This is a genomic window from Ancylobacter sonchi (genome assembly GCF_018390695.1).
Lineage (GTDB): Bacteria > Pseudomonadota > Alphaproteobacteria > Rhizobiales > Xanthobacteraceae > Ancylobacter > Ancylobacter sonchi.
In genome coordinates this window covers 542,212-562,665 of record NZ_JAHBGF010000028.1, presented here as the reverse complement: position 1 = coordinate 562,665, position 20,454 = coordinate 542,212, and the positions used below count along the sequence as shown (strand labels likewise).

At 69.7% G+C, this 20,454-nt stretch carries 15 protein-coding genes; 9 read left to right on the top strand and 6 right to left on the bottom strand.

Annotation, left to right across the window (positions count from 1 at the left end; all coding sequences use genetic code 11):
* Nucleotides 1-4: 4 nt before the first annotated feature.
* The 3 genes from KHC28_RS17975 to putA form a co-directional block, all read right to left on the bottom strand.
* On the bottom strand, nucleotides 5-808 hold the full coding sequence (locus KHC28_RS17975; protein ID WP_214009700.1) for a carbon-nitrogen hydrolase family protein: 804 nt from the start codon (nucleotides 806-808) through the stop codon (nucleotides 5-7).
* Nucleotides 808-1,863: an agmatinase gene (speB, locus tag KHC28_RS17970; RefSeq protein ID WP_214009699.1), complete on the bottom strand. Its 1,056-nt coding sequence runs from the start codon at nucleotides 1,861-1,863 to the stop codon at nucleotides 808-810. Before speB ends, KHC28_RS17975 begins: the two co-directional genes overlap by 1 nt.
* Nucleotides 1,864-2,030: 167 nt before the next feature.
* Nucleotides 2,031-5,864, bottom strand: a complete 3,834-nt coding sequence (putA, locus tag KHC28_RS17965; protein ID WP_214009698.1) for a trifunctional transcriptional regulator/proline dehydrogenase/L-glutamate gamma-semialdehyde dehydrogenase — start codon at nucleotides 5,862-5,864, stop codon at nucleotides 2,031-2,033.
* A 208-nt stretch (nucleotides 5,865-6,072) separates the two neighbouring features.
* Between putA and KHC28_RS17960 the strand changes: the two genes are divergently transcribed.
* Nucleotides 6,073-7,104, top strand: a complete 1,032-nt coding sequence (locus KHC28_RS17960) for an LLM class flavin-dependent oxidoreductase (protein ID WP_214009697.1) — start codon at nucleotides 6,073-6,075, stop codon at nucleotides 7,102-7,104.
* On the opposite strand, the gene KHC28_RS17955 is transcribed toward KHC28_RS17960, so the two are convergent.
* Nucleotides 7,059-8,039: a DMT family transporter gene (locus KHC28_RS17955; protein WP_214009696.1), complete on the bottom strand. Its 981-nt coding sequence runs from the start codon at nucleotides 8,037-8,039 to the stop codon at nucleotides 7,059-7,061. The genes KHC28_RS17960 and KHC28_RS17955 overlap by 46 nt on opposite strands.
* 347 nt (nucleotides 8,040-8,386) lie before the next feature.
* Between KHC28_RS17955 and kdpF the strand changes: the two genes are divergently transcribed.
* From kdpF to KHC28_RS17925, 6 genes are read left to right on the top strand one after another with little or no spacing between them, the layout of a single operon-like run.
* On the top strand, nucleotides 8,387-8,512 hold the full coding sequence (gene kdpF, locus KHC28_RS17950; RefSeq protein WP_214009695.1) for a K(+)-transporting ATPase subunit F: 126 nt from the start codon (nucleotides 8,387-8,389) through the stop codon (nucleotides 8,510-8,512).
* Nucleotides 8,513-8,531: 19 nt separating this feature from the next.
* Nucleotides 8,532-10,241, top strand: coding sequence for a potassium-transporting ATPase subunit KdpA (kdpA, locus tag KHC28_RS17945; protein ID WP_214009694.1), 1,710 nt, complete (start codon nucleotides 8,532-8,534; stop codon nucleotides 10,239-10,241).
* A gap of 11 nt (nucleotides 10,242-10,252) precedes the next feature.
* Nucleotides 10,253-12,316, top strand: coding sequence for a potassium-transporting ATPase subunit KdpB (gene kdpB / locus KHC28_RS17940; RefSeq protein WP_214009693.1), 2,064 nt, complete (start codon nucleotides 10,253-10,255; stop codon nucleotides 12,314-12,316).
* A 2-nt stretch (nucleotides 12,317-12,318) separates the two neighbouring features.
* The gene (kdpC, locus tag KHC28_RS17935) at nucleotides 12,319-12,888 is read left to right on the top strand and encodes a potassium-transporting ATPase subunit KdpC (RefSeq protein ID WP_214009692.1); all 570 of its coding nucleotides are present in this window, start codon (nucleotides 12,319-12,321) and stop codon (nucleotides 12,886-12,888) included.
* 15 nt (nucleotides 12,889-12,903) lie between these two features.
* Nucleotides 12,904-15,624 (top strand): DUF4118 domain-containing protein, encoded by a 2,721-nt coding sequence (locus KHC28_RS17930; protein WP_214009691.1) that lies wholly within the window; start codon nucleotides 12,904-12,906, stop codon nucleotides 15,622-15,624.
* Complete coding sequence (locus tag KHC28_RS17925) at nucleotides 15,621-16,307, top strand: response regulator (RefSeq protein ID WP_214009690.1); 687 nt, start codon at nucleotides 15,621-15,623, stop codon at nucleotides 16,305-16,307. The genes KHC28_RS17930 and KHC28_RS17925 overlap by 4 nt, the downstream gene beginning before the upstream one ends.
* A gap of 17 nt (nucleotides 16,308-16,324) precedes the next feature.
* On the opposite strand, the gene KHC28_RS17920 is transcribed toward KHC28_RS17925, so the two are convergent.
* Complete coding sequence (locus tag KHC28_RS17920; RefSeq protein WP_214009689.1) at nucleotides 16,325-17,068, bottom strand: alpha/beta fold hydrolase; 744 nt, start codon at nucleotides 17,066-17,068, stop codon at nucleotides 16,325-16,327.
* 168 nt (nucleotides 17,069-17,236) lie between these two features.
* Between KHC28_RS17920 and KHC28_RS17915 the strand changes: the two genes are divergently transcribed.
* Complete coding sequence (locus KHC28_RS17915; protein ID WP_214009688.1) at nucleotides 17,237-18,625, top strand: ethanolamine ammonia-lyase subunit EutB; 1,389 nt, start codon at nucleotides 17,237-17,239, stop codon at nucleotides 18,623-18,625.
* Nucleotides 18,626-18,635: 10 nt separating this feature from the next.
* Nucleotides 18,636-19,442, top strand: a complete 807-nt coding sequence (gene eutC / locus KHC28_RS17910; protein WP_214009687.1) for an ethanolamine ammonia-lyase subunit EutC — start codon at nucleotides 18,636-18,638, stop codon at nucleotides 19,440-19,442.
* Here the strand turns inward: eutC and KHC28_RS17905 are convergent.
* A complete protein-coding gene (locus tag KHC28_RS17905) occupies nucleotides 19,425-20,351 on the bottom strand; it encodes a LysR substrate-binding domain-containing protein (RefSeq protein ID WP_246564941.1) in 927 nt (308 codons plus the stop codon). The two genes, eutC and KHC28_RS17905, sit on opposite strands and share 18 nt — an antisense overlap.
* Nucleotides 20,352-20,454: the final 103 nt, after the last annotated feature.

Below are 20,454 nucleotides of genomic sequence, written 5' to 3'. Positions count from 1 at the left end.
CCGTTCAGCCGGGGCTGAGGCGGCCGTACAGTTCCGGCCGTCGGTCGGCGAGGTGGCCGTTGCTCGCCCGCGCGGCCTTGAGCGCTGCCGGGTCGAGGTCGGCATAGATGATGCCGTCTTCCTCGCCGGCGAGCACCAGATGCCCGCCGCTCGGTTCGCCGACGCAGCTCATGCCGAGATAGGTGAGCTCGCCCTCCTGGCCGACGCGGTTGGCATAGGCGACAAAGAGCAGGTTCTCGAAGGCCCGCGCCGGCACCACCACATTGGAGACGCCGACGAAGGGCTTCATGTTGGCGGTCGGTACCAGGATCAGGTCGGCACCGTTGAGTGCCAGCGCCCGCGCCGCCTCCGGGAACTCGATATCGTAGCAGATCAGCAAGCCCATCTTCAGCCCGGCGATCTCGACGACCTCGCCGATCCCGTCGCCGGGGGCGAACAGGTCGCGGTCGAGCGAGCCGTAGAGATGCGTCTTGCGATAAGTGAGGCGCACCGCGCCGGTGCGGTCGACGAGGCGCGCCGCATTGTAGATCGCCCCGTCCGGCCCACGCTCGGGATAGCCGTAGCACAGCGCGATGCCGTGCCGGCGGGCGAGGATGGCGGCGTGCCGGGCGGCGGGGCCGTCCGGTGCCTCGGCCCGCGCCTGCAGCGCGGCGCGGCCGATATTGTAGCCGGAGAGGAACATCTCCGGCGCCAGCAGCAGGTCGGCACCGGAGGCGGCCGCCTGCGCTGCCGCGGCGCCGAGGCGGTCGAGATTGGCGGCGGGGTTGCCGTGCCGATCCCCCGCCGTCTGCAGCATGGCGAGACGCATCAGGCTACCTTCCGCGCCTTATGCGCCGTTACCGCCATGCAGAAGATCTCGAACAGCACCTGCGCGGCGGCATGCGGGGTGTTCGAGGTCGGGTCGTATTGCGGCGCCACCTCGACCACGTCGCCGCCGACCACGTTCAGCCCGTTGAGGCCGCGCAGCAGCTCCAGCACCTCGCGCGAGGTGAGCCCGCCGATCTCCGGCGTGCCGGTGCCCGGCGCGAAGGCCGGGTCGAGGCTGTCGACGTCGAAGGAGACATAGACCGGCCCGTCGCCCAGCACCTGCTTTGCCTTCGCGATGATCGCCGGCACGCCGAGCCCGGTGACTTCCTCGGCGTGGATCACGGTCATGCCGCTCTCATAGGAGAACTCCCACAGGAATTCCGCCCCGCCGCGAATGCCGATCTGGATGGTGCGCTCGGGGTCGAGCACGCCGTCGAGCACCGCGTTGCGGAACGGCCCGCCATGGTGGAACTTGGCGCCCTCATAGGTGCCCGAGGTGTCGCAATGGGCGTCGATGTGCAGCATGCCCACCGGCCGCTTCTCGCCGACCGCCTTGAGGATCGAGCCGGTGATCGAGTGGTCGCCGCCGACCGACAGCGGGATCACCCCCGCCGTGACGATCTTCTTGTAGAACGCCTCGATGTCGGCGTGGCAGGCGTCGAGGCTGAAGCGCGAGCGGAACGGCACGTCGCCGATATCGGCCGCCTTAACCTCCGCCGCCGGCACCATGCCGAGCACGTGCTCATAGGGGCCGATGCGCTCGATGGCGCGCACTGCGCGCGGCCCGAGCCGGGCGCCGGCGCGGTTGGTGACGCCGAGATCCATCGGCACGCCGATCAGCGCCATGTCGAGGCCGCCGAAATCGGCGAGTTCCTGCACCTCCGGCCGATAGGGAGCGTCGAGCAGGGTGGCGGCACCCGCCCATGGCCAGACCCGCTTCTCGCCGTCCTTGAACTGCAGTTCGGCGACGCGCTTGAAGGTGGGGTCGTAGACGACGCCACCGGCGACGTCGGCATATTTCGCCCGCAGCTTGGCGAGCTTGTCCTGGTCCGACATAGGGCCCTCATCAGCAAAGGAGGCGCCAATCTATCCGGGTAGGGCCAAGCCGGGGAGGGGGCCTGAGGTCGCCCCCGCCATTTATCTGTGCATCTCAGCCGATGCTCATCAGGCTGGCATTCCCGCCGGCCCGACATTGCCGAGAGAGTGGCGGCCTCGCCCCGCCATTACCCGATGCTCATCAGGCTGGCATTGCCGCCGGCCGCCGCGGTGTTGGTGCTCACCGAGCGCTCCAGCACCAGGAGGTCGAGCGGATAGCCCGCCCCGCGCGCGAGATCCTCCGGGTTCAGCCCGTGCACCAGCGCGATCGGCCCCTCGCGGCCGGCGATCGTCTCGTTGAGCTGGCGCAGCGCGTCGCCGTCGCCCTCGAACAGCACCGCGTCGAACCGCGCGGCGCCGATATCGTCGGTCGCCGCGATCCGCCGCTTCAGCGCCTCCGGCAGCGCCGGCGGCGTCGCCGAGGCGATCAGCGCGCGGTTGCCGGTGGCGAGCGCCGAACAGACCTGCACCGCCAGCCCCGCCTCCGTCTGGGCGAGGCACAGCACCGTGCCGCGCGGGGTGAGCTCATAGGCGTTGCGCTCGCCCACCGGGCCGGGCAGCACGGTGGAGGCCGGCAGCTCCGGCGCATCGAGCACAGCCCCGCACAGCGCGCGCGCCGCCGGGTCGCTGACGAAATCGGTCCAGGTCCGCGCCGCCTCGGTGGCCTCGGCGGAGACCGCCGGCCGACTGGGCGCCGGGCGGGTGGCGAGCAGCCGGCCGAGATAGAGCGGCCCGCCCGCCTTCGGCCCGGTGCCGGAAAGCCCATGCCCGCCGAAGGGCTGCACCCCCACCACCGCGCCGATGATGTTACGGTTCACATAGAGATTGCCGGCCTCGATGCGCGCGGTCACCTCGGCGATGGTCTCGTCGATACGGGTGTGCAGGCCGAAGGTGAGGCCGTAGCCGGTGGCGTTCACCGCCTCGATCAGCGCGCCGATCTTGTCGCGCTTGTAGCGCAGCACGTGCAGCACCGGGCCGAACACCTCGCGCTTCAGCTCGGCGATGTCGGCGATCTCGATCAGCGTCGGCGGCACGAAGCTGCCATGCGCGCAGTCGTCCGCCAGCTCCAGCTGCTCGACCGCGTGCCCGGCCTTTCGCATGCGCTCGATATGCGCCTCGATGGTGGCCTGCGCCTCCGAGGTGATCACCGGGCCGACATCGGTCGCGAGGTGCACGGGGTTGCCGATGGCGAGCTCGTGCAGCGCGCCCTTCAGCATGGTCAGGGTGCGATCGGCGATATCCTCCTGCAGGCACAGGATGCGCAGCGCCGAGCAGCGCTGCCCCGCCGAATCGAAGGCCGAGCCGATGACGTCGGCGACCACCTGCTCGGCGAGCGCCGAGGAGTCGACGATCATCGCGTTCTGCCCGCCGGTCTCGGCGATCAGCGGGATCGGCTGGCCGTCCGGCGTGAGGCGCCCGGCGAGCTGGCGCTGGATCAGCCGCGCCACCTCGGTCGAGCCGGTGAACATCACGCCGCGCGTGCGGGGATCGCCCACCAGCGCCGCGCCGACATCGCCGGCACCCGGCAATAGCTGCAACGCCCCCGCCGGCACCCCCGCCTCGCGCAGCATGGTGACGGCGGCGAAGGCGATCAGCGGCGTCTCTTCCGCCGGTTTGGCCAGCACCGGATTGCCGGCGGCGAGCGCGGCGGCCACCTGCCCGGTGAAGATGGCGAGCGGAAAGTTCCACGGGCTGATGCACACCACCGGCCCGAGTGGGCGATGGGTATCGTTGGAGAGACCGTCGCGCGCCTGCGCCCCGTAATAGCGCAGGAAGTCGACCGCCTCGCGCACCTCGCCCACCGCATTGGGGTAGGACTTGCCGGCCTCACGCACCACGATGCCGATCAGCTCGGGCATCCGCGCCTCGAAGGCGTCGGCGGCGCGGGCAAGGCAGGCGGCTCGCTCAGCGGGGGTGGTGGACTGCCAGATCGGCGCCGCCGCCACCGCCAGTTCCATGGCGCGGGCGCAGATCTCGGGCGTCGCGTCCTCGACCACGCCGACGGGATCGCGTCGGTCGGCGGGGTTGCGGATCTCGCGGGCGATGCCCTCGGCAGGTCCATCTCCGATGAGCGGCACCGCCTTCAGCGCCTGCGCCGAGCCGGCGAGCAGCGCCGCCGCCAAGGAGGCGAGCCTTTGCTCGTTGGAAAGATCGAGCCCCTGTGAGTTGCGCCTGATGTCGCCGAACAGCTCGGCCGGCGCGGCGATCTTCGGATGCGGCGCGCCGACCGGCTCCAGCCGGCCGGCCACCTCGGCCGGCGCCTCGATCAGCTCGTCGATCGGCACGTTGACGTCGGCGATGCGGTTGACGAAGGAGGAGTTGGCGCCGTTCTCCAAGAGGCGCCGCACCAGATAGGCGAGCAGCGTCTCATGGGTGCCGACCGGCGCGTAGATGCGGCACGGCCGGTTCAGCTTGTCCTTGCCGACCACTTCCTCATAGAGCGGCTCGCCCATGCCGTGCAGGCACTGGAATTCGTACTGGCCGCCATAATAGTTCGGCCCGGCGATCTCGAAGATGCTCGCCACCGTCTGCGCATTGTGGGTGGCGAATTGCGGAAACACCGCATCGGCCGCGCCAAGCAGCTTGCGGGCGCAGGCGATGTAGGAGACGTCGGTGTGCACCTTGCGGGTATAGACCGGAAAGCCCTCCAGCCCGTCGACCTGCGCACGCTTGATCTCGCTGTCCCAATAGGCGCCCTTGACGAGGCGCACCATCAGCCGGTGGCCGGAGCGCCGGGCGAGGTCGATCAGATAGTCGATCACGAAGGGGCAGCGCTTCTGATAGGCCTGCACCACGAAGCCGATGCCGTTCCAGCCGGAAAGGCTCTCCTCGAAACACAGCGCCTCCATTAGGTCGAGCGACAGCTCCAGCCGGTCGGCCTCCTCGGCGTCGATGTTGAGGCCGATGTCGTAGTGGCGGGCGAGGCGGGCGAGCGAGACCACGCGCGGCAGCAATTCGCCCATCACCCGCTCATATTTGGCGCGGGAATAGCGCGGGTGCAGCGCCGACAGCTTGATGGAGATGCCCGGTCCTTCATAGATGCCGCGCCCGGCCGAGGCCTTGCCGATGGCGTGGATCGCCTGTTCGTAGTCGGCTAAATAGCGCCGGGCGTCCTCCGCCGTGGTGGCCGCCTCGCCGAGCATGTCGAAGGAGTAGCGGAAGCCCTTCGCCTCCATGGCGCGCGAATTGGCCAGCGCCTCGGAGATGGTCTGGCCGGTGACGAACTGCTCGCCCATCATCCGCATGGCGACGTCGACGCCCTTGCGGATCAGCGGCTCGCCGCCGCGGCCGATCAGCCGGGAGAGCGCGCCGGTGAGGCCGGCCTCGCTATTGGTGGTGGTGAGCTTGCCGGTCAGCACCAGCCCCCAGGTGGCGGCGTTGACGAACAGCGACGGCGAGTGCCCGACATGCGCCTGCCAGTCGCCATGGCCGATCTTGTCGCGGATCAGCGCGTCGCGGGTGGCGCGGTCGGGAATGCGCAGCAGCGCCTCGGCGAGGCACATCAAGGCGACGCCCTCCTGGCTGGACAGCGCATATTCGTGGATCAGTCCCTCGACCGGCCCCTTCTGCCCCTTCTCGCGCAGCGCCGAGACCAGGGTGCGGGCGCGCGCCGATGCGGCCTCCGCCTTGGCCGGGGGCAGGGTGGCGCCCGGCAGCAGCATGGAGACGCATTCGGTCTCCGGCTGGCGATAGGCGCTGGTGATGCGGGCACGCAGCACGCTCTGCGGCTTCACCCCCCGGGCGAAGGGCAGGAACGGGCTGTCGGTGTCGAGGTGGTGCGCCGCCGCGTCGGGCTCCATCGGCTCGGGATCGATCGGCAGGCCCTGCTCGATGCGCTCGACGATGCCGATCACCGCCTGCTTCAGCAGCGAATGCGGCGTGCGCCCCTCGCTCTCCGCCGCCGCCTTGAGGCGGGCGCGCAGCTCGTCGTCGATCTTCAGGCCGATGGTGGTTGTCGCCATGGTTGCCCCCGCCAGATGGAATGTGGTCACTGCTCGGATACATGGGTTGCACCTTTTCCGCAATAAGGTGCAACCTCACCCTCATCGGTCATTCAGGCGCCGGATCCGTTCGCATCGGCCACCGCATCGGTCTTGCGTGACGGTCTTGCGCGACGGCCAAACCAGCTTACCTCACCATGCTGACCGCCATCAGCCAACGGCTCCTTTCATGAACGCTCCCGCGATCCGCGTGCCGCTCTCGGTGCTCGACCTCTCCTTCGTCACCTCCGGCGGCAGCGGACCGCAGGCGCTGGCCGGCACCATCGCGCTGGCCCGGCAGGTGGATGCGCTGGGCTACACCCGCTTCTGGGTCGCTGAGCACCACAATCTGCCGTCGGTCGCCTCCGGCGCACCGGATATCATGGCCGGCCAAATCCTTGCGGCGACGCGGAATTTACGCGTCGGCTCCGGCGGCGTCATGCTGCCGAACCACTCGCCGCTGGTGGTCGCCGAGCGCTTCAAGGTGCTGGAAGGGCTGTATCCCGGCCGCGTCGACCTTGGCCTCGGCCGGGCGCCGGGCACCGACCAGCTCACCGCCCGCGCCCTGCGCCGCCGCCGCGACATGGACCCCGCCGACGATTTCCTCGACCGGCTGAAGGAGCTGATGGCCTGGGAGACCGATGGCTGGCCGGACGACCACCCCTATCGCCACATCTCGGTGATGCCGGTCGACGTGCCGCTGCCGCCGATCTGGCTGCTGGGCTCCTCCGGCTACAGCGCCCGGCTGGCGGCACAGCTCGGCCTCGGCTTCGCTTTCGCGCATCACTTTGCGAATCATGATGTTTTGGACGCCATGCTGAGCTATCGCGACGGCTTCCGCCCCTCGCCGAACCTGGCGAAGCCGCACGCGATCCTGGCGCTGGCGGTGGTGTGCGCCGACACCGACGAGGAGGCGGAGTATCTCGCCGGCAGCATCGATCTCTCGCATCTGCGCCGTCAGCACGGCGAATACCGGCCGATCCCGACGCCGGAGGAGGCCGCCGCGCATCCCTATAGCGAATCCGACCGCCGCTTCATCGCCCGCAACCGCGAGCGCGTGCTGGTCGGCGGCCCGGAAAAGGTGGCGCAAGGCCTCGCCCGCTTCATCGAGACCACGCAGGCGGACGAATTGATGATCACCACTGCCATCCACGGCCTCGCGGCGAAGCAGCGCTCCTACGAATTGCTCGCCGAGATGGCCGGCCTGTCCGTGCCCGCCTGACGCGACGAGCGGGTCACCAGCCAGATGCCGAGTGCGATCGGCAAAATACCAATGATATCAAGCGCTGGCACCTGCTCGCCGAGCAGCAGCCAGCCGAAGAACAGGCCGAGCGGCGGCATGACGAAATGCAGGCTGGAAGCGGCCGTCGCGCTCGACCGCTTCAGCAGGTAGAACCACAGCCCGTAGCCACCGATCGACACCGCGAAAACCAGCACGGCGAAACCGGTCAGGAAGCCGGTCGTCACATGCACGTCGGCGAGGCTTTCGGTGAGCGCGGCGAAGGGCAGCAGCACCGCCGCGCCGGTGAGGCACTGGATGGCGTTGCCGGTCCACACGCCGCCGCGCGGCTTGAAATATTTGAAGGCCAGCGTGCCGGCGGCGAGGCCGAGCATGCCGATGCCGATCAGCAGCGTGCCGAAGGCATCCTCATGCCCGCCGGCGAGCCGCGAGCGCAGCACGATCACCACTCCGACCAGGCCAAGCCCCAGCCCGATCCACTTGCTCAGGCTGAGGCGTTCCCCGAGCAGCGGCCCGGCCAGCACGGCGACCACCAGAGGGTTGCAACTGATCAGCACCGCATTGTAGCCGGACGAGGTGAAGGTCAGCGCCGTCCAGTTCACCCCGAGATAGACCGCGTTGTTGAGGATGCCGCACAGGATCAGCGCGTAGACGTCGCGCCGGCGCATGCTGGCGAGCCGAGCCCTGCCGTCCACCTTCACCGCGAGCGCCAGCATGATGCCGCCGGCCAGGGTGAGGCGCAGCACCAGCAGGATCAGCGGCGGGCAGTCCATCAGCGCCATCTTCGCGAAGGCGAAGGCCGAGGACCACAACAGGCAGAAGGCCAGCACCAGCGCGAACAACTGCCGGCCCGACACCGCGCCGGTACCTTCGGCGGGGAGGGCTGCATTGCCGTCTGACAGGGAGTTCTGGCTCATCTCGGCCTCTCGGAACGCTTGGTCCGTAAAAGTCGCGCGACCATAGGCGCCCCGGCCGGCATCAGGAAACGAGATGTTCCGATAGGGGTCATTCGGAACGTCGATGACCACGGGATGGCCGCCGCGACAGCCCGCGGTTCGCTCGTCGGCAGATGAATACCCGCGGCGAGGCGCCCGCACGTCGGCGTGTCTTTACGCTTTCCTTATGCGCCGCCCGTGCATCCGCAATCGAAACCTGACCCGTACCGGGCGCAGTCTCCCGCGACCCTGAAACCTTGGGAGCTCTGCCATGGCAGACGTCGTTTTTCTCCTGGTCGGCATCGCCGCGCTTGCTGCGCTCGGCGTCTATGCCCGCCTCCTCGCCCGGCTTTCGTGAGGCCGCAATCATGATCGAACCGCTTCTGGGGCTCGCCGTGGCCCTCGCGCTCGGCGCCTATCTCGTGGTGACGCTGCTGCGTCCCGAGCGCTTCTGAACGACGGGAGACAACAACAATGACACTCGTCGGATGGGCGCAGATCGCCGTCCTGTTCCTCCTCGTGCTCGTCACCGTCAAGCCGCTCGGCCTCTATATGGCCCGCGTCTTCTCCGGCGAGCGGACCTTCCTCTCACCCGTGCTTTCCCCGGTCGAGCGCGGCTTCTACCGCCTGTCGGGCATTGACGAGAACCGCGAGCAGGGCTGGCTCGCCTACACGCTGGCCATGCTGGCCTTCTCGGTGATCGGCTTCGTGTCGCTCTACGCGATCCTGCGATTCCAGGACGTGCTGCCGCTGAACCCGCAGGGCTTCCCGGCGGTGCCGCCGGACCTCGCCTTCAACACGGCGGTCAGCTTCCTCACCAACACCAACTGGCAGAACTATGCCGGCGAGACCACGATGAGCCATCTCACCCAGATGGCCGGGCTCACCGTGCACAACTTCACCTCGGCGGCGACCGGCATCGCGCTGGCCATGGCCGTCACCCGCGCCTTCGCCCGCTCCAAGGCGACCACGCTCGGCAATTTCTGGGTCGATCTCGTCCGCGCCAATCTCTACGTGCTGCTGCCCTTCGCGGTGGTGACGGCGCTGGTCTTCGTCGCCATGGGGCTGCCGCAGACGCTCGACGCCTCGGTCACCGCCACCACGCTGGAAGGCGCGCAGCAGACCATCGCGCTCGGCCCGGTGGCCAGCCAGGAGGCGATCAAGCAGATCGGCACCAATGGCGGCGGCTTCTTCAACGTCAATGCCGCGCATCCGTTCGAGAACCCGACGGCGCTGTCGAACCTCCTCAACATCTACGTCATGCTGGCGATCTCGGCGGCGCTGGTCATCACCTTCGGCCAGATGGTCGGCGACCGCCGGCAGGGCTGGGCGTTCCTCGCCACCATCGCGGTGCTGCTGGTTGCCGGCGTCGGCTTCGTCTACTGGGCGGAGACCTATGGCAACCCGATCCTGACCAGCCTCGGCCTCGACCCTTCCATGGGTAACATGGAGGGCAAGGAGGTGCGGTTCGGCCAGTCGGCGAGCGCGCTCTATGCCGCGATCACCACCGGCCTGTCGGATGGGGGCGTCAACGCCATGCACGGCTCGTTCACCGGGCTCGGCGGCCTGGTGCCGATGTTCCTCATCCAGCTCGGCGAAGTGCTGCCGGGCGGCACCGGCTCGGGCCTCTATGGCCTGATCGTCTTCGCGCTGCTCTCGGTGTTCGTCGCCGGCCTGATGGTCGGGCGCACGCCGGAATTCCTCGGCAAGAAGATCGAGGGCCGCGAGATGAAGTACGCAGTGCTGGCGATCCTGATCCTGCCGCTCGCCATTCTCGGCTTCGCGGCGATCTCGGCCATGCTGCCCTTCGCGGTGGCGAGCGTCGGCACGCCGGGCCCGCACGGCCTGTCGGAGATCCTCTACGGCTTCACCTCGGCGGCCGGCAATAACGGCTCGGCCTTTGGCGGCCTCACCGGCAACACGCTCTGGTACAACACCACCCTCGGCATCGCCATGCTGCTCGGCCGCTTCGCCTATGTCATCCCGGTCATGGCGCTTGCCGGCTCCATCGCGGCCAAGGTGAAGGCGCCGGTCTCGGCGGGCACCTTCCCCACCCATACGCCGCTCTTCGTCGGCCTGTTGATCGGCATCATCCTGATCCTGGGCGGCCTGCAATTCTTCCCCGCACTCGCCCTCGGGCCGATCGTCGAGCAGTTCGCCATGCTCGCCGGCCAGACCTTCTGAGGTTCCGACCCATGTCGAATCGTACAACCTCCGCCCATCAATCGTCCCACGCGCCGGCGGCGCCCGGCCTGTTCGCCCCGGCCATTCTCGGCCCGGCGGTGGTCGCGGCCTTCCGCAAGCTCGATCCGCGCCAGCTGATGCGCAATCCGGTGATCTTCGTCACCGAGGCGGTCGCGGCGCTGGTCACCCTGCTGTTCGTCCGCGACCTCGCCATAGGCGGCGACGCCGGCTTTTCCGGCCAGATCGCTGCCTGGCTGTGGTTCACCGTGCTGTTCGCCACCTTCGCCGAAGCCGTCGCCGAAGGGCGCGGCAAGGCGCAGGCCGACAGCCTGAAGCGTGCCCGCTCGGAGCTCACCGCGCGGCTGAAGCATGAGGGCAGCCGCATCGAGAAGGTGCCCGCCACCACGCTGAAGATCGGTGACGTCGTCATCGTCGAGGCCGGCGAGCTGATCCCGGCCGATGGCGAGGTCATCGAAGGCGTCGCCTCGGTCAACGAGAGCGCCATCACCGGCGAATCCGCCCCGGTGATCCGCGAGGCCGGCGGCGACCGTTCCGCCGTCACCGGCGGCACGCAGCTCCTGTCCGACCGGCTGGTCATCCGCGTCTCGGTGGCGCCGGGCGGCGGCTTCGTCGACCGCATGATCGCGCTGATCGAGGGTGCCAAGCGGCAGAAGACCCCGAACGAGATCGCCCTGTCGATCCTGCTCTCGGGCCTGACGCTGATCTTCCTCATCGCCGTCGTCACGCTGTGGGGCCTCGCCGGCTATTCCGGCACCGTGCTGTCGGTCACCGTGCTCGCCGCGCTACTGGTGACGCTGATCCCGACCACGATCGGCGGCCTGTTGTCGGCGATCGGCATCGCCGGCATGGACCGGCTGGTGCGCTTCAACGTCATCGCCACCTCCGGCCGCGCGGTGGAGGCGGCCGGCGACGTCGACACGCTGCTGCTCGACAAGACCGGCACCATCACCTTCGGTAACCGCATGGCGACCGATTTCCTCCCGGTGCCGGGCGTTTCCGAGAAGGTGCTGGCGGAAGCCGCGCTGCTCGCCAGCCTCGCCGACGAGACGCCGGAGGGCCGCTCCATCGTCGCCCTGGCTACCGGCGAATACCGCGTGCCGGGTCCCGCCGCGCAGCCGGACGCGGTGATCCCCTTCGCCGCCGAGACGCGGCTGTCGGGCGTCGACCTCGGCGCCCGCAAGCTGCGCAAGGGCGCGGTGGACGCCGTGCTGCGCTTCGCCGGCGTCGAGGAGGCCCGCGCGCCGGAAGCCTTCCGCGCCGCGGTGGACCGCATCGCCCGTTCCGGCGGCACCCCGCTGGCGGTGGCGGAGGGCAATCGGCTGCTCGGTGTCGTGCACCTGAAGGACGTGGTGAAGCCCGGCATCAAGGAGCGCTTCGCCCAGATGCGCGCCATGGGCATCCGCACGGTGATGGTCACCGGCGACAACCCGGTCACCGCCGCCGCCATCGCCTCGGAGGCCGGCGTCGACGACTTCCTCGCCCAGGCCACACCGGAGGACAAGCTCGCCTATATCCGCAAGGAGCAGGAGGGCGGCCGGCTGATCGCCATGTGCGGCGACGGCACCAACGACGCCCCGGCGCTTGCCCAGGCCGATGTCGGCGTCGCCATGCAGACCGGCACGCAGGCCGCGCGTGAGGCTGCCAACATGGTCGACCTCGATTCCTCGCCGACCAAGCTCATCGAGATCGTCGAGATCGGCAAGCAGTTGCTGATGACGCGTGGCTCGCTGACCACCTTCTCCATCGCCAACGACGTGGCGAAGTACTTCGCCATCATCCCGGCGCTGTTCGTCGCCACCTATCCCGGCCTGAACGCGCTCAACATCATGGCGCTGACCTCGCCGCAATCGGCGATCCTGTCGGCGGTGATCTTCAACGCGCTGATCATCATCGCGCTGATCCCGCTCGCGCTAAGGGGCGTCTCCTACCGTCCGTCCGGCGCGGCGGCGCTGCTGCGCCGCAACCTCCTCGTCTACGGCGTCGGCGGGCTGGTCCTGCCCTTCATCGGCATCAAGCTGGTCGACCTCGCCGTCGCCGCCCTGCACCTGGTGTGATCATGTTGAAGCATCTTCGTCCCGCCATCGTCCTCACCGTCCTCCTCACCGGCCTGCTCGGCCTGGCCTATCCGCTCGCCATCACCGGCATTGCCGGGGCGGCCCTGCCGGCACAGGCGGGCGGCAGCCTCGTCACCCGCAACGGTACTCTGATAGGCTCCACGCTGATCGGCCAGAGCTTCGCCTCCGAGCGGTATTTCTGGTCGCGCCCCTCGGCCACCGGCCCGGATCCCTACAATGCCGGTGCGTCGTCGGGCTCCAATCTCGGCCCGACGGCCGCCAAGCTGAAGGACCGGGTCGCCGCCGACGTCGAGAAGCTGCGCGCGGCCGGCATCGAGGGGGACATCCCCGCCGATGCCGTCACCACCTCCGGTTCGGGGCTCGATCCGGACATCTCGCCGGAATTCGCCCGCGCCCAGGTCGCCCGTGTCGCCAAGGCGCGCGGCCTCGACGCCGCCGAGGTCGACGCCCTCGTCGACCGCAACGTGCAGGGGCGCGAACTCGGCTTCCTCGGCGAGCCGCGGGTCAATGTGCTAAGGCTGAATCTCGCGCTCGACGGATTGAAGAGCTGACGGGATTTCAACGAGATGGCGGCAACCGAGCCCCGTGACGAGGGCAGGCCGGATCCGGACGCGCTGCTGGCGGTGATGCGCCAGGAGACGCGGCCGGACGGCACGCGCGCCGACGGGCGCGGTCGCCTCACCATCTTCCTCGGTGCCGCGCCGGGCGTGGGCAAGACCTATGCGATGCTTGCCCGCGCCCGCAAGCTCAAGGCCGACATCGTGGTCGGCCTCGCCGAAACCCATGGCCGTTCCGAGACCGCCGAACTGCTCGACGGGCTCGAGATCCTGCCGCGCCGGCGCGTGCCCTATAAGGACCGCGTCATCGAGACCTTCGACCTCGACGCCGCGCTGGCCCGCAAGCCGCGCATCCTGATCCTCGACGAGCTCGCCTCCTCGAACCCCGAGGGCTCGCGCCACCCCAAGCGGTTCCAGGACATCGAGGAACTGCTGGCCGCCGGCATCGACGTCTGGACGGCGCTGAACATCCAGCACCTCGAAAGCCTCGCCGATGTAGTGGCCAACATCACCGGCATCCATGTCCGCGAGCAGGTGCCGGACACCGTGCTGCAGAAGGCCGACGAGATCGTGCTCGTCGACCTGCCGCCGGCCGAGCTGATCGAGCGGCTCAAGGACGGCAAGGTCTATCTGCCGGAGAGCGCGCGCCGCGCCTCCGAGCGCTTCTTCCGCCTCGGCAACCTCACCGCCTTGCGCGAGCTGGCGCTGCGCCGCACCGCCGACCGCGTCGACGACGACATGGTCGACTATCTCAAGGGACACGCCATCGAGGGGGCCTGGGCCTCGGCCGAGCGGCTGCTGGTCTGCGTCGGCGCCGATGTGCTGTCGGAGAAGGTGGTGCGCGAGGCGAGCCGGCTCGCCTCCGGCCTCAACGCCTCCTGGACCGTGGTGTCGCTGGAGCGCGCCGACCGCGAGACCGGGGAGGGGGCTCCGGCACGCATCGACGAATTGCTGCGCCTCGCCGAACGGCTGGGGGCGGAGACGCGGCGGATCACCGCCAACGACTTCGTCACCGAGCTCATCCGCCTCGCGCGCCGCGAGCATGTCACCCAGATCGTCATCGGCGCCCCGAACCGCCGTCGCTGGCCCTTGCTGCGGCGGCCGTCGCTCGCCGACGAGATCGTCGCCCAGGTGCCGGGCATCGCCGTCCACATCGTCACCGGCGACCAGGCCGAGGGCAGCTTGGCGCCGCGCCGCCGCGCCCGCCGGCCACGCGAGCTGGCCCGCAGCGTCCTGTATGCGGTCGCCAGCGTCGTCGCCGCCGCGTTGATCGGCACCGGCATCGAGCGGGCGATGCACCTGCCCAATGTTTCGCTGCTGTTCATGATGGCGGTGGTGGTGGCGGCGATCCGCGCCGGCTACGGCGCCGCCCTCCTGGCCGCCATGTTGTCGGGCCTCGCCTATAATTACTTCTTCATCCCGCCGCTCTACACCTTCACCATCGCCTCGCCGCACGAGGTGTTCGCCTTCGTGGTGTTCCTGCTCGCCGCGCTGCTGGCCGGTGGCCTCGCCTCGCGGGTGAGCGAACAGGCGCGCACGGCCCGGGCGCGGGCGAGCTCGCTGCAATCGCTGTACGATTTTTCGCGCAAGCTGTCCGGCAATGCCGAGGCGGAGGACGTGCTCTGGGCGGCGGTATCGCAGTTGCACGAGACCTTCGGTCGCCCGGCGGCGATCCTCACCTCGCAGAACGGCGCGGTGGCGCTCGCCGCCGCCTGGCCGCCCGACGCCGATCTCGAGGTCGGCGACATGAGCGCCGCCCGCTGGGCCTTCGAGCATCGCGAGGCCGCCGGGCGCGACACCGGCACGCTGCCGTCCAGCCGCTGGCAGTTCCGGCCGATGACCAGCCCGCACGGCGTGGTCGGCATTCTCGGCCTGCGCTGGGACGGCGAGCCCTTCGACGGTGCCGCCGAGCCGATGCTGGCGGCGATCATGGACCAGACCGCCATCGCGCTCGACCGGGCGCGGCTGGCCGAGCAGAGCATCGCCCAGGCAGCGCGACTACAGGGCGACAGCCTGCGCACCGCGCTGCTGTCCTCGATCTCGCACGATCTGCGCACGCCGCTCGCCACCATCACTGGCGCGGTGACCAGCCTGCGCCAGCTCGGCACCCGCATGGACGCGGCGAGCCGTGACGACCTGCTCGCCACCATCGAGGAGGAGGGCGGGCGGCTGTCGCGCTTCGTCTCCAACCTGCTCGACATGACCCGCATCGAGTCCGGCACGCTGGAGGCGCGGCGCGACTGGCTCGATGTTGGCGACGTCATCCGCGCCGCCGTGGAGCGGTGCGCCCGCTATTACCCCCAGCTGGTCATCGACGTGTCGATCGCGCCCACGCTGCCGCTGATGCAGGGGGACAGCGTGCTGCTCGGACAGGTGCTGTTCAACCTGCTCGACAACGCCGCCAAATACGCCGCCGGCGAGCCGGTGCGGATCTTTGCCCGCACCGAGGGAGGCGAGATCGTCATTTCGGTGACGGATGCCGGCAAGGGAATCGCGCCCGGAGATATCGACAAGGTGTTCGAAAAGTTCTTTCGTCCCGGCTCGGCGGACGGGCGCCCGCCCGGAACCGGATTGGGATTGTCGATCGCGCGAGGTTTCGTCGACGCCATGGGCGGCAGCATCAAGGCCGAGAGCCCGGCCACCCGGCGTCGCGGCACCCGCATGGTGTTGCGGTTCCCGATTCCGCCCGATGAGGCGCTCTCCGCGTCACCGGAGGCGCCGACATCATGAGCGCCGACCGTATCCTCGTCGTCGACGACGAGCCGCAGATCCACCGCTTCTTGCGCCCGGCGCTCAGTGCCGCCGGCTACGACGTCGTGGAAGCCGCAACCGGCGCGGCGGCGCTGAAGGCGGCGGCGACGGCGGCGCCCGATGTCGTCATCCTCGACCTCGGCCTGCCGGACATGGACGGCAAGGACGTCGTGGCCCAGCTGCGCGGCTGGTCGCAGGTGCCGATCATCATCCTCTCCGCCCGCGACCGCGAGAGCGAGAAGATCGCCGCCCTCGACCTCGGCGCCGACGACTATGTCGAGAAGCCCTTCGGCATCGGCGAGCTCACCGCCCGCATCCGCGCGGCGCTGCGCCATCGCCTCGCCGCCGATGCGGAGGCGGATCACGTCGAAGTGGACGGCCTCGTCATCGACACGCTGCGCCGCCTCGTCAGCCGCGACGGCGCGCCGGTGAAGCTCACGCCGAAGGAATACGACCTGCTGGCGCTGCTGGCCCGGCATGCGGGGCGGGTGGTCACCCACCGCACCCTGCTCACCTCGATCTGGGGCCCCGCCCATGGCGAGGACCTGCATTATCTCCGGGTGTTCATCGGTCAGCTGCGCGCCAAGATCGAGCGCGACCCCACCCGGCCGGCGATCCTCCGCACCGAGCCGGGCGTCGGCTATCGCTTCATGGCCGAGTGATCGTCAGGCGGCGATCGTCAGGCGATGCCATCGAGCAGGTCGGCGACCTCGTCGGGCATGCTGAGGAAAGGCGAGTGGCCGGCATCGAGCTGGTGCACGGTCGCACCCGGCACGGCGGCCTGCATCTCGCGCTGCACCGGCAGCGGCAGGGCGCAGTCCTGCAGGCATTCGACATAGTGCCGCTCCAGCTGGCCGTAGCGGCCTGGCGTGACGGTCGAGATCGCCGCGAACGGCACATGCGGCGTGACCGGGATGAGGTTGGGCAGCGCCACCTCGATCTGGTGCGGCGTGCAGTCGGAATAGAGCGAGCGCACGATCAGGTGGCGCTTGGTGAAGTCGAGGCCCAGCCCTTCGCGCGTCACGCGCAGCATGCCCTGCGTCTCCAGGATCGCCGGATGCCGGAGATGGGTCTGCGTCATCACGAAGTCGCGGGCGCTCTTGCCGTTCGGCGCCATGAAGCCGGTGAGATAGACCAGCGCCTGCACCCGCTCGGGCATCAGCTCGCCGAGCCAGCTGGCGGTCGCGCCGCCGACGCTGTGGCCGACGAGGATCGCCCGGCCCTCGATGTCCTCCAGAGCGGCGCGGGCGCTGGCGGCATAGGTCGGCAAATCGGGAATATGGGCGATGGGCGTCGGGTCGAAGCCGTGTCCGGCCATGTCGGGGGTGATCACCGCGTGGCCCATGGCCGCGAGCCGGTTCGCCACCTGCACGAAGCAGCCGCCCCAATGCCAGGCGCCGTGAATGAGGATGAAGGTTGCCATCGATTCCTCGCCGTTCGATCTGGTATTTTGTGCGCCGTCCTAGACCCCGGCCCGCCCGCCGTCCAGAGCCGGAACATGCGCGGTGCCGGCTTCCGTCGCCCGCCCGGTCGGAGTATGTTTTTGCGCCATGGCGCCGGATTGGGCAGCGGGCGCCGGGCGGGAGCAAACATGCCGTATCGTCACCTCATCGGGCCGCGCAGCTACGTTTTCGCCGATCTCAAGGAGCTGATGGCCAAGGCCACGCCGCTGCGTTCCGGCGACATGCTGGCCGGCATCGCCGCCGTCTCGGCGGAGGAGAACGTCGCCGCCCGCATGTGTCTCGCCGAGGTGCCGCTCGCTACCTTCCTCACCGAGGCGCTGGTGCCCTACGAGGCCGACGAGGTCACCCGGCTGATCATTGACACGCATGATGCGAGCGCCTTCCGCCCGGTCTCCCACATGACGGTCGGCGACTTCCGCGATTTCTTGCTGTCCGATGCCGCCTCGTCGCAGGCGCTGGCCGCGCTCGCCCCCGCCGTCACCCCGGAGATGGCGGCGGCGGTGTCGAAGATCATGCGCAACCAGGACCTCATCGCGGTGGCGCGCAAGTGCCGGGTGGTGACGAAGTTCCGCGACACCATCGGCCTGCCCGGCACCATGGCGGTGCGGCTGCAGCCGAACCATCCCACCGACGACCCGGCCGGCATCACCGCCTCGATCCTCGACGGCCTGCTCTATGGCTGCGGCGACGCGGTGATCGGCATCAATCCCGCCTCGGACAGCATCCCGGTGCTCAGCGAGCTGCTGAAGCTCACCGACGACATCATCGCCCGCTTCGACATTCCGACTCAGGCCTGCCTGCTCACCCACGTGACCACCTCCACCGAGGTGATCAATCGCGGCGTGCCGGTCGATCTCGTCTTCCAGTCGATCGCCGGGACGCAGGCCGCCAACGCGTCCTTCGGCATCAGCCTCGCCACGCTGAAGGAAGGGCACGAGGCGGCCCTCTCGCTGAAGCGCGGCACGCTCGGCGACAATGTGATGTATTTCGAGACCGGGCAGGGCTCGGCGCTCTCCGCCAACGCCCATCACGGCGTCGACCAGCAGACGCTGGAAGCGCGTGCCTATGCGGTCGCCCGTCCGTTCCGCCCACTGCTGGTCAACACCGTGGTCGGCTTCATCGGCCCGGAATATCTCTATGACGGTAAGCAGATCATCCGCGCCGGGCTGGAGGACCATTTCTGCGGCAAGCTGATGGGCGTGCCGCTCGGCTGCGACGTCTGCTACACCAACCACGCCGAAGCCGACCAGGACGACATGGACACGCTGATGACGCTGCTCGGCGCGGCGGGCGTCACCTACATCATGGGCATTCCCGGCTCGGACGACGTGATGCTGAACTACCAGTCGACCTCGTTCCACGACCAGCTCTATCTGCGCGATGTGCTGGGCCTGAAGCGGGCGCCGGAATTCGAGGCCTGGCTGCAATCCATGGGCATCACCGGCCCGGACGGGCGGCTCAAGCCGCAGGGCGGCGCCAATCCGCTGCTCGCCTACGCCCCCGGCCTGGCGGCGTGAGGGCAGGGCGATGAGCAACGACACCCGGCCCGCCAGCGGCTACATCATCGAGGATGCTTGGGGGAAGCTCGCCCGCGCCACGCCGGCGCGCATCGCGCTCGGCCGTGCCGGCACCGGCCTGCCGACGCGCGAGGTGCTGCGCTTCGCCCTTGCCCATGCGCAAGCGCGCGACGCGGTACACACCCCGTTCGAGGCGGAGGCGACCGCCGCCGCCATCGCCGCGCTGGGCTTCGAGACGCTGCATGTCGCCTCCGCCGCCCCCTCGCGCGAGGCCTATCTGCGCCGGCCTGATCTCGGCCGCAAACTCTCGGAGGAGGGGCGCGCCGCGCTCACGCCGTATGCCGGCAGCGCGCCGGATCTCGCTCTGGTGGTGGCCGACGGCCTGTCCTCGACCGCCATCCACGCGCAGGCGGCGCCGTTCCTCGCCGCGCTCAAGCCGCGCCTCGCCGAGGAGGGCTGGAGCACCGGCCCGGTCGTCATCGCCTCGCAGGCGCGGGTGGCGCTCGGCGACGAGGTCGGCGAGATACTGGCGGCCCGGGCGGTGGCGGTGCTGATCGGCGAGCGGCCGGGCCTGTCCTCGCCGGACAGCCTCGGCCTCTATCTCACCTTCGCGCCGAAGGTCGGCCGCTCGGATGCCGAGCGCAACTGCATCTCCAATGTGCGCGGGGAGGGGCTTTCCCACGACCATGCCGCCTTCAAGCTGGCCTGGCTGCTCAAGGAAGCCCTCGCCCGCCGGCTGACCGGCGTCAGCCTGAAGGACGAAAGCGACCTGCTGCTGATTGCCGGCAAGCCGCCGGCCTCACGTCTCGCCGGCTGACGGGGTGGCCGACGGAACGAGGGCCGGGCCGAGTTCCCCCAGCACCCAGTCGCGCAATGTCGCCACCTCCGGCCGGTTTTCCGCGCCCTCGGGAAACACGAAGTCGAAGCCCAGCCCTTCGATCACCGGACCGAAGGGCTGGATCAGCACGCCGGAGCGCAGTTCCGGCGCCAGCAGCGGCAGGCTGAGCAGGGCGACGCCCTGACCGGCCACCGCCGCCTCGATGGCGCTGTTCTCGTCCGTGAAGGTCAGGCCCGCCGTGGCGTCGAAGCCCGCGAGCCCCGCCTTCTCCGCCCAGTCGCTCCAGCTCGGCGTCTTGTTGTGCGACCTGGCGAGCAGCCAGTCGAAATGGATCAGATTGGCCCGCCGCAGATCCTCCAGGCGCGTCGGCGCGATGCGCGGACTGCACACCGGCGCGAAGCATTCGCTCATCAGCGGCACCGAGACGAGGCCGGGATAGCTGCCGCGCCCATAGCGGATCGCGGCATCCGCCTCGCCGGCGATGAGGTCGACCGCCTCGTCGGAGGCGTGCAGGCGTAAATCCCAGCCCGGATGCAGCGTGCGGAAGCGGCCGGCACGCGGCACCAGCAGCCGCGCCGAGAAGGCGAGGGTGGCCGACAGCGTCGCCAGCCGGCGTCCGGGACGCGGGCGCGCCTGCGCCACCGCATCCGCCATCACCTCGAAGGCGCTGCCGAGCCGCGCCGCCAGGTCCAGCCCGCTGGCAGTCGGCACCACCTTGCGGGTGCGGCGGATGAACAGCGGCGTGCCGAGTTCCTCCTCCAGCAGGCGCACCTGATGGCTGATGGCGGTCGGTGTCACACCGAGTTCCGCCGCCGCGTCCTTGAAGCTCTCCAGCCGCGCGGCGGCCTCGAAGGCGCGGAGCGATCCCAGCGGCGGCAGGCGGCGCATGATGTCCTCATGGATGAATTCATCTCATCCATTGCCTGAGAACTTCGCGTTTGTCGAGCCAGTTCAAGGGGCTTATCTCCTTGCCGGCAAGAGACACGTGAAT

Bases quoted from the DNA above. Each gene is read 5' to 3' on its own strand.
- KHC28_RS17930 (WP_214009691.1), top strand. From the start codon at position 12,904: ATGGCGGCAACCGAGCCCCGTGACGAGGGCAGGCCGGATCCGGACGCG.
- putA (WP_214009698.1), bottom strand. From the start codon at position 5,864: ATGGCGACAACCACCATCGGCCTGAAGATCGACGACGAGCTGCGCGCC.
- KHC28_RS17920 (WP_214009689.1), bottom strand. From the start codon at position 17,068: ATGGCAACCTTCATCCTCATTCACGGCGCCTGGCATTGGGGCGGCTGC.
- kdpB (WP_214009693.1), top strand. From the start codon at position 10,253: ATGTCGAATCGTACAACCTCCGCCCATCAATCGTCCCACGCGCCGGCG.
- KHC28_RS17955 (WP_214009696.1), bottom strand. From the start codon at position 8,039: ATGAGCCAGAACTCCCTGTCAGACGGCAATGCAGCCCTCCCCGCCGAA.
- kdpC (WP_214009692.1), top strand. From the start codon at position 12,319: ATGTTGAAGCATCTTCGTCCCGCCATCGTCCTCACCGTCCTCCTCACC.
- speB (WP_214009699.1), bottom strand. From the start codon at position 1,863: ATGTCGGACCAGGACAAGCTCGCCAAGCTGCGGGCGAAATATGCCGAC.
- kdpF (WP_214009695.1), top strand. From the start codon at position 8,387: ATGCCCGCCTCCTCGCCCGGCTTTCGTGAGGCCGCAATCATGATCGAA.
- KHC28_RS17925 (WP_214009690.1), top strand. From the start codon at position 15,621: ATGAGCGCCGACCGTATCCTCGTCGTCGACGACGAGCCGCAGATCCAC.
- KHC28_RS17975 (WP_214009700.1), bottom strand. From the start codon at position 808: ATGCGTCTCGCCATGCTGCAGACGGCGGGGGATCGGCACGGCAACCCC.
- KHC28_RS17915 (WP_214009688.1), top strand. From the start codon at position 17,237: ATGCCGTATCGTCACCTCATCGGGCCGCGCAGCTACGTTTTCGCCGAT.
- eutC (WP_214009687.1), top strand. From the start codon at position 18,636: ATGAGCAACGACACCCGGCCCGCCAGCGGCTACATCATCGAGGATGCT.
- KHC28_RS17905 (WP_246564941.1), bottom strand. From the start codon at position 20,351: ATGCGCCGCCTGCCGCCGCTGGGATCGCTCCGCGCCTTCGAGGCCGCC.
- KHC28_RS17960 (WP_214009697.1), top strand. From the start codon at position 6,073: ATGAACGCTCCCGCGATCCGCGTGCCGCTCTCGGTGCTCGACCTCTCC.
- kdpA (WP_214009694.1), top strand. From the start codon at position 8,532: ATGACACTCGTCGGATGGGCGCAGATCGCCGTCCTGTTCCTCCTCGTG.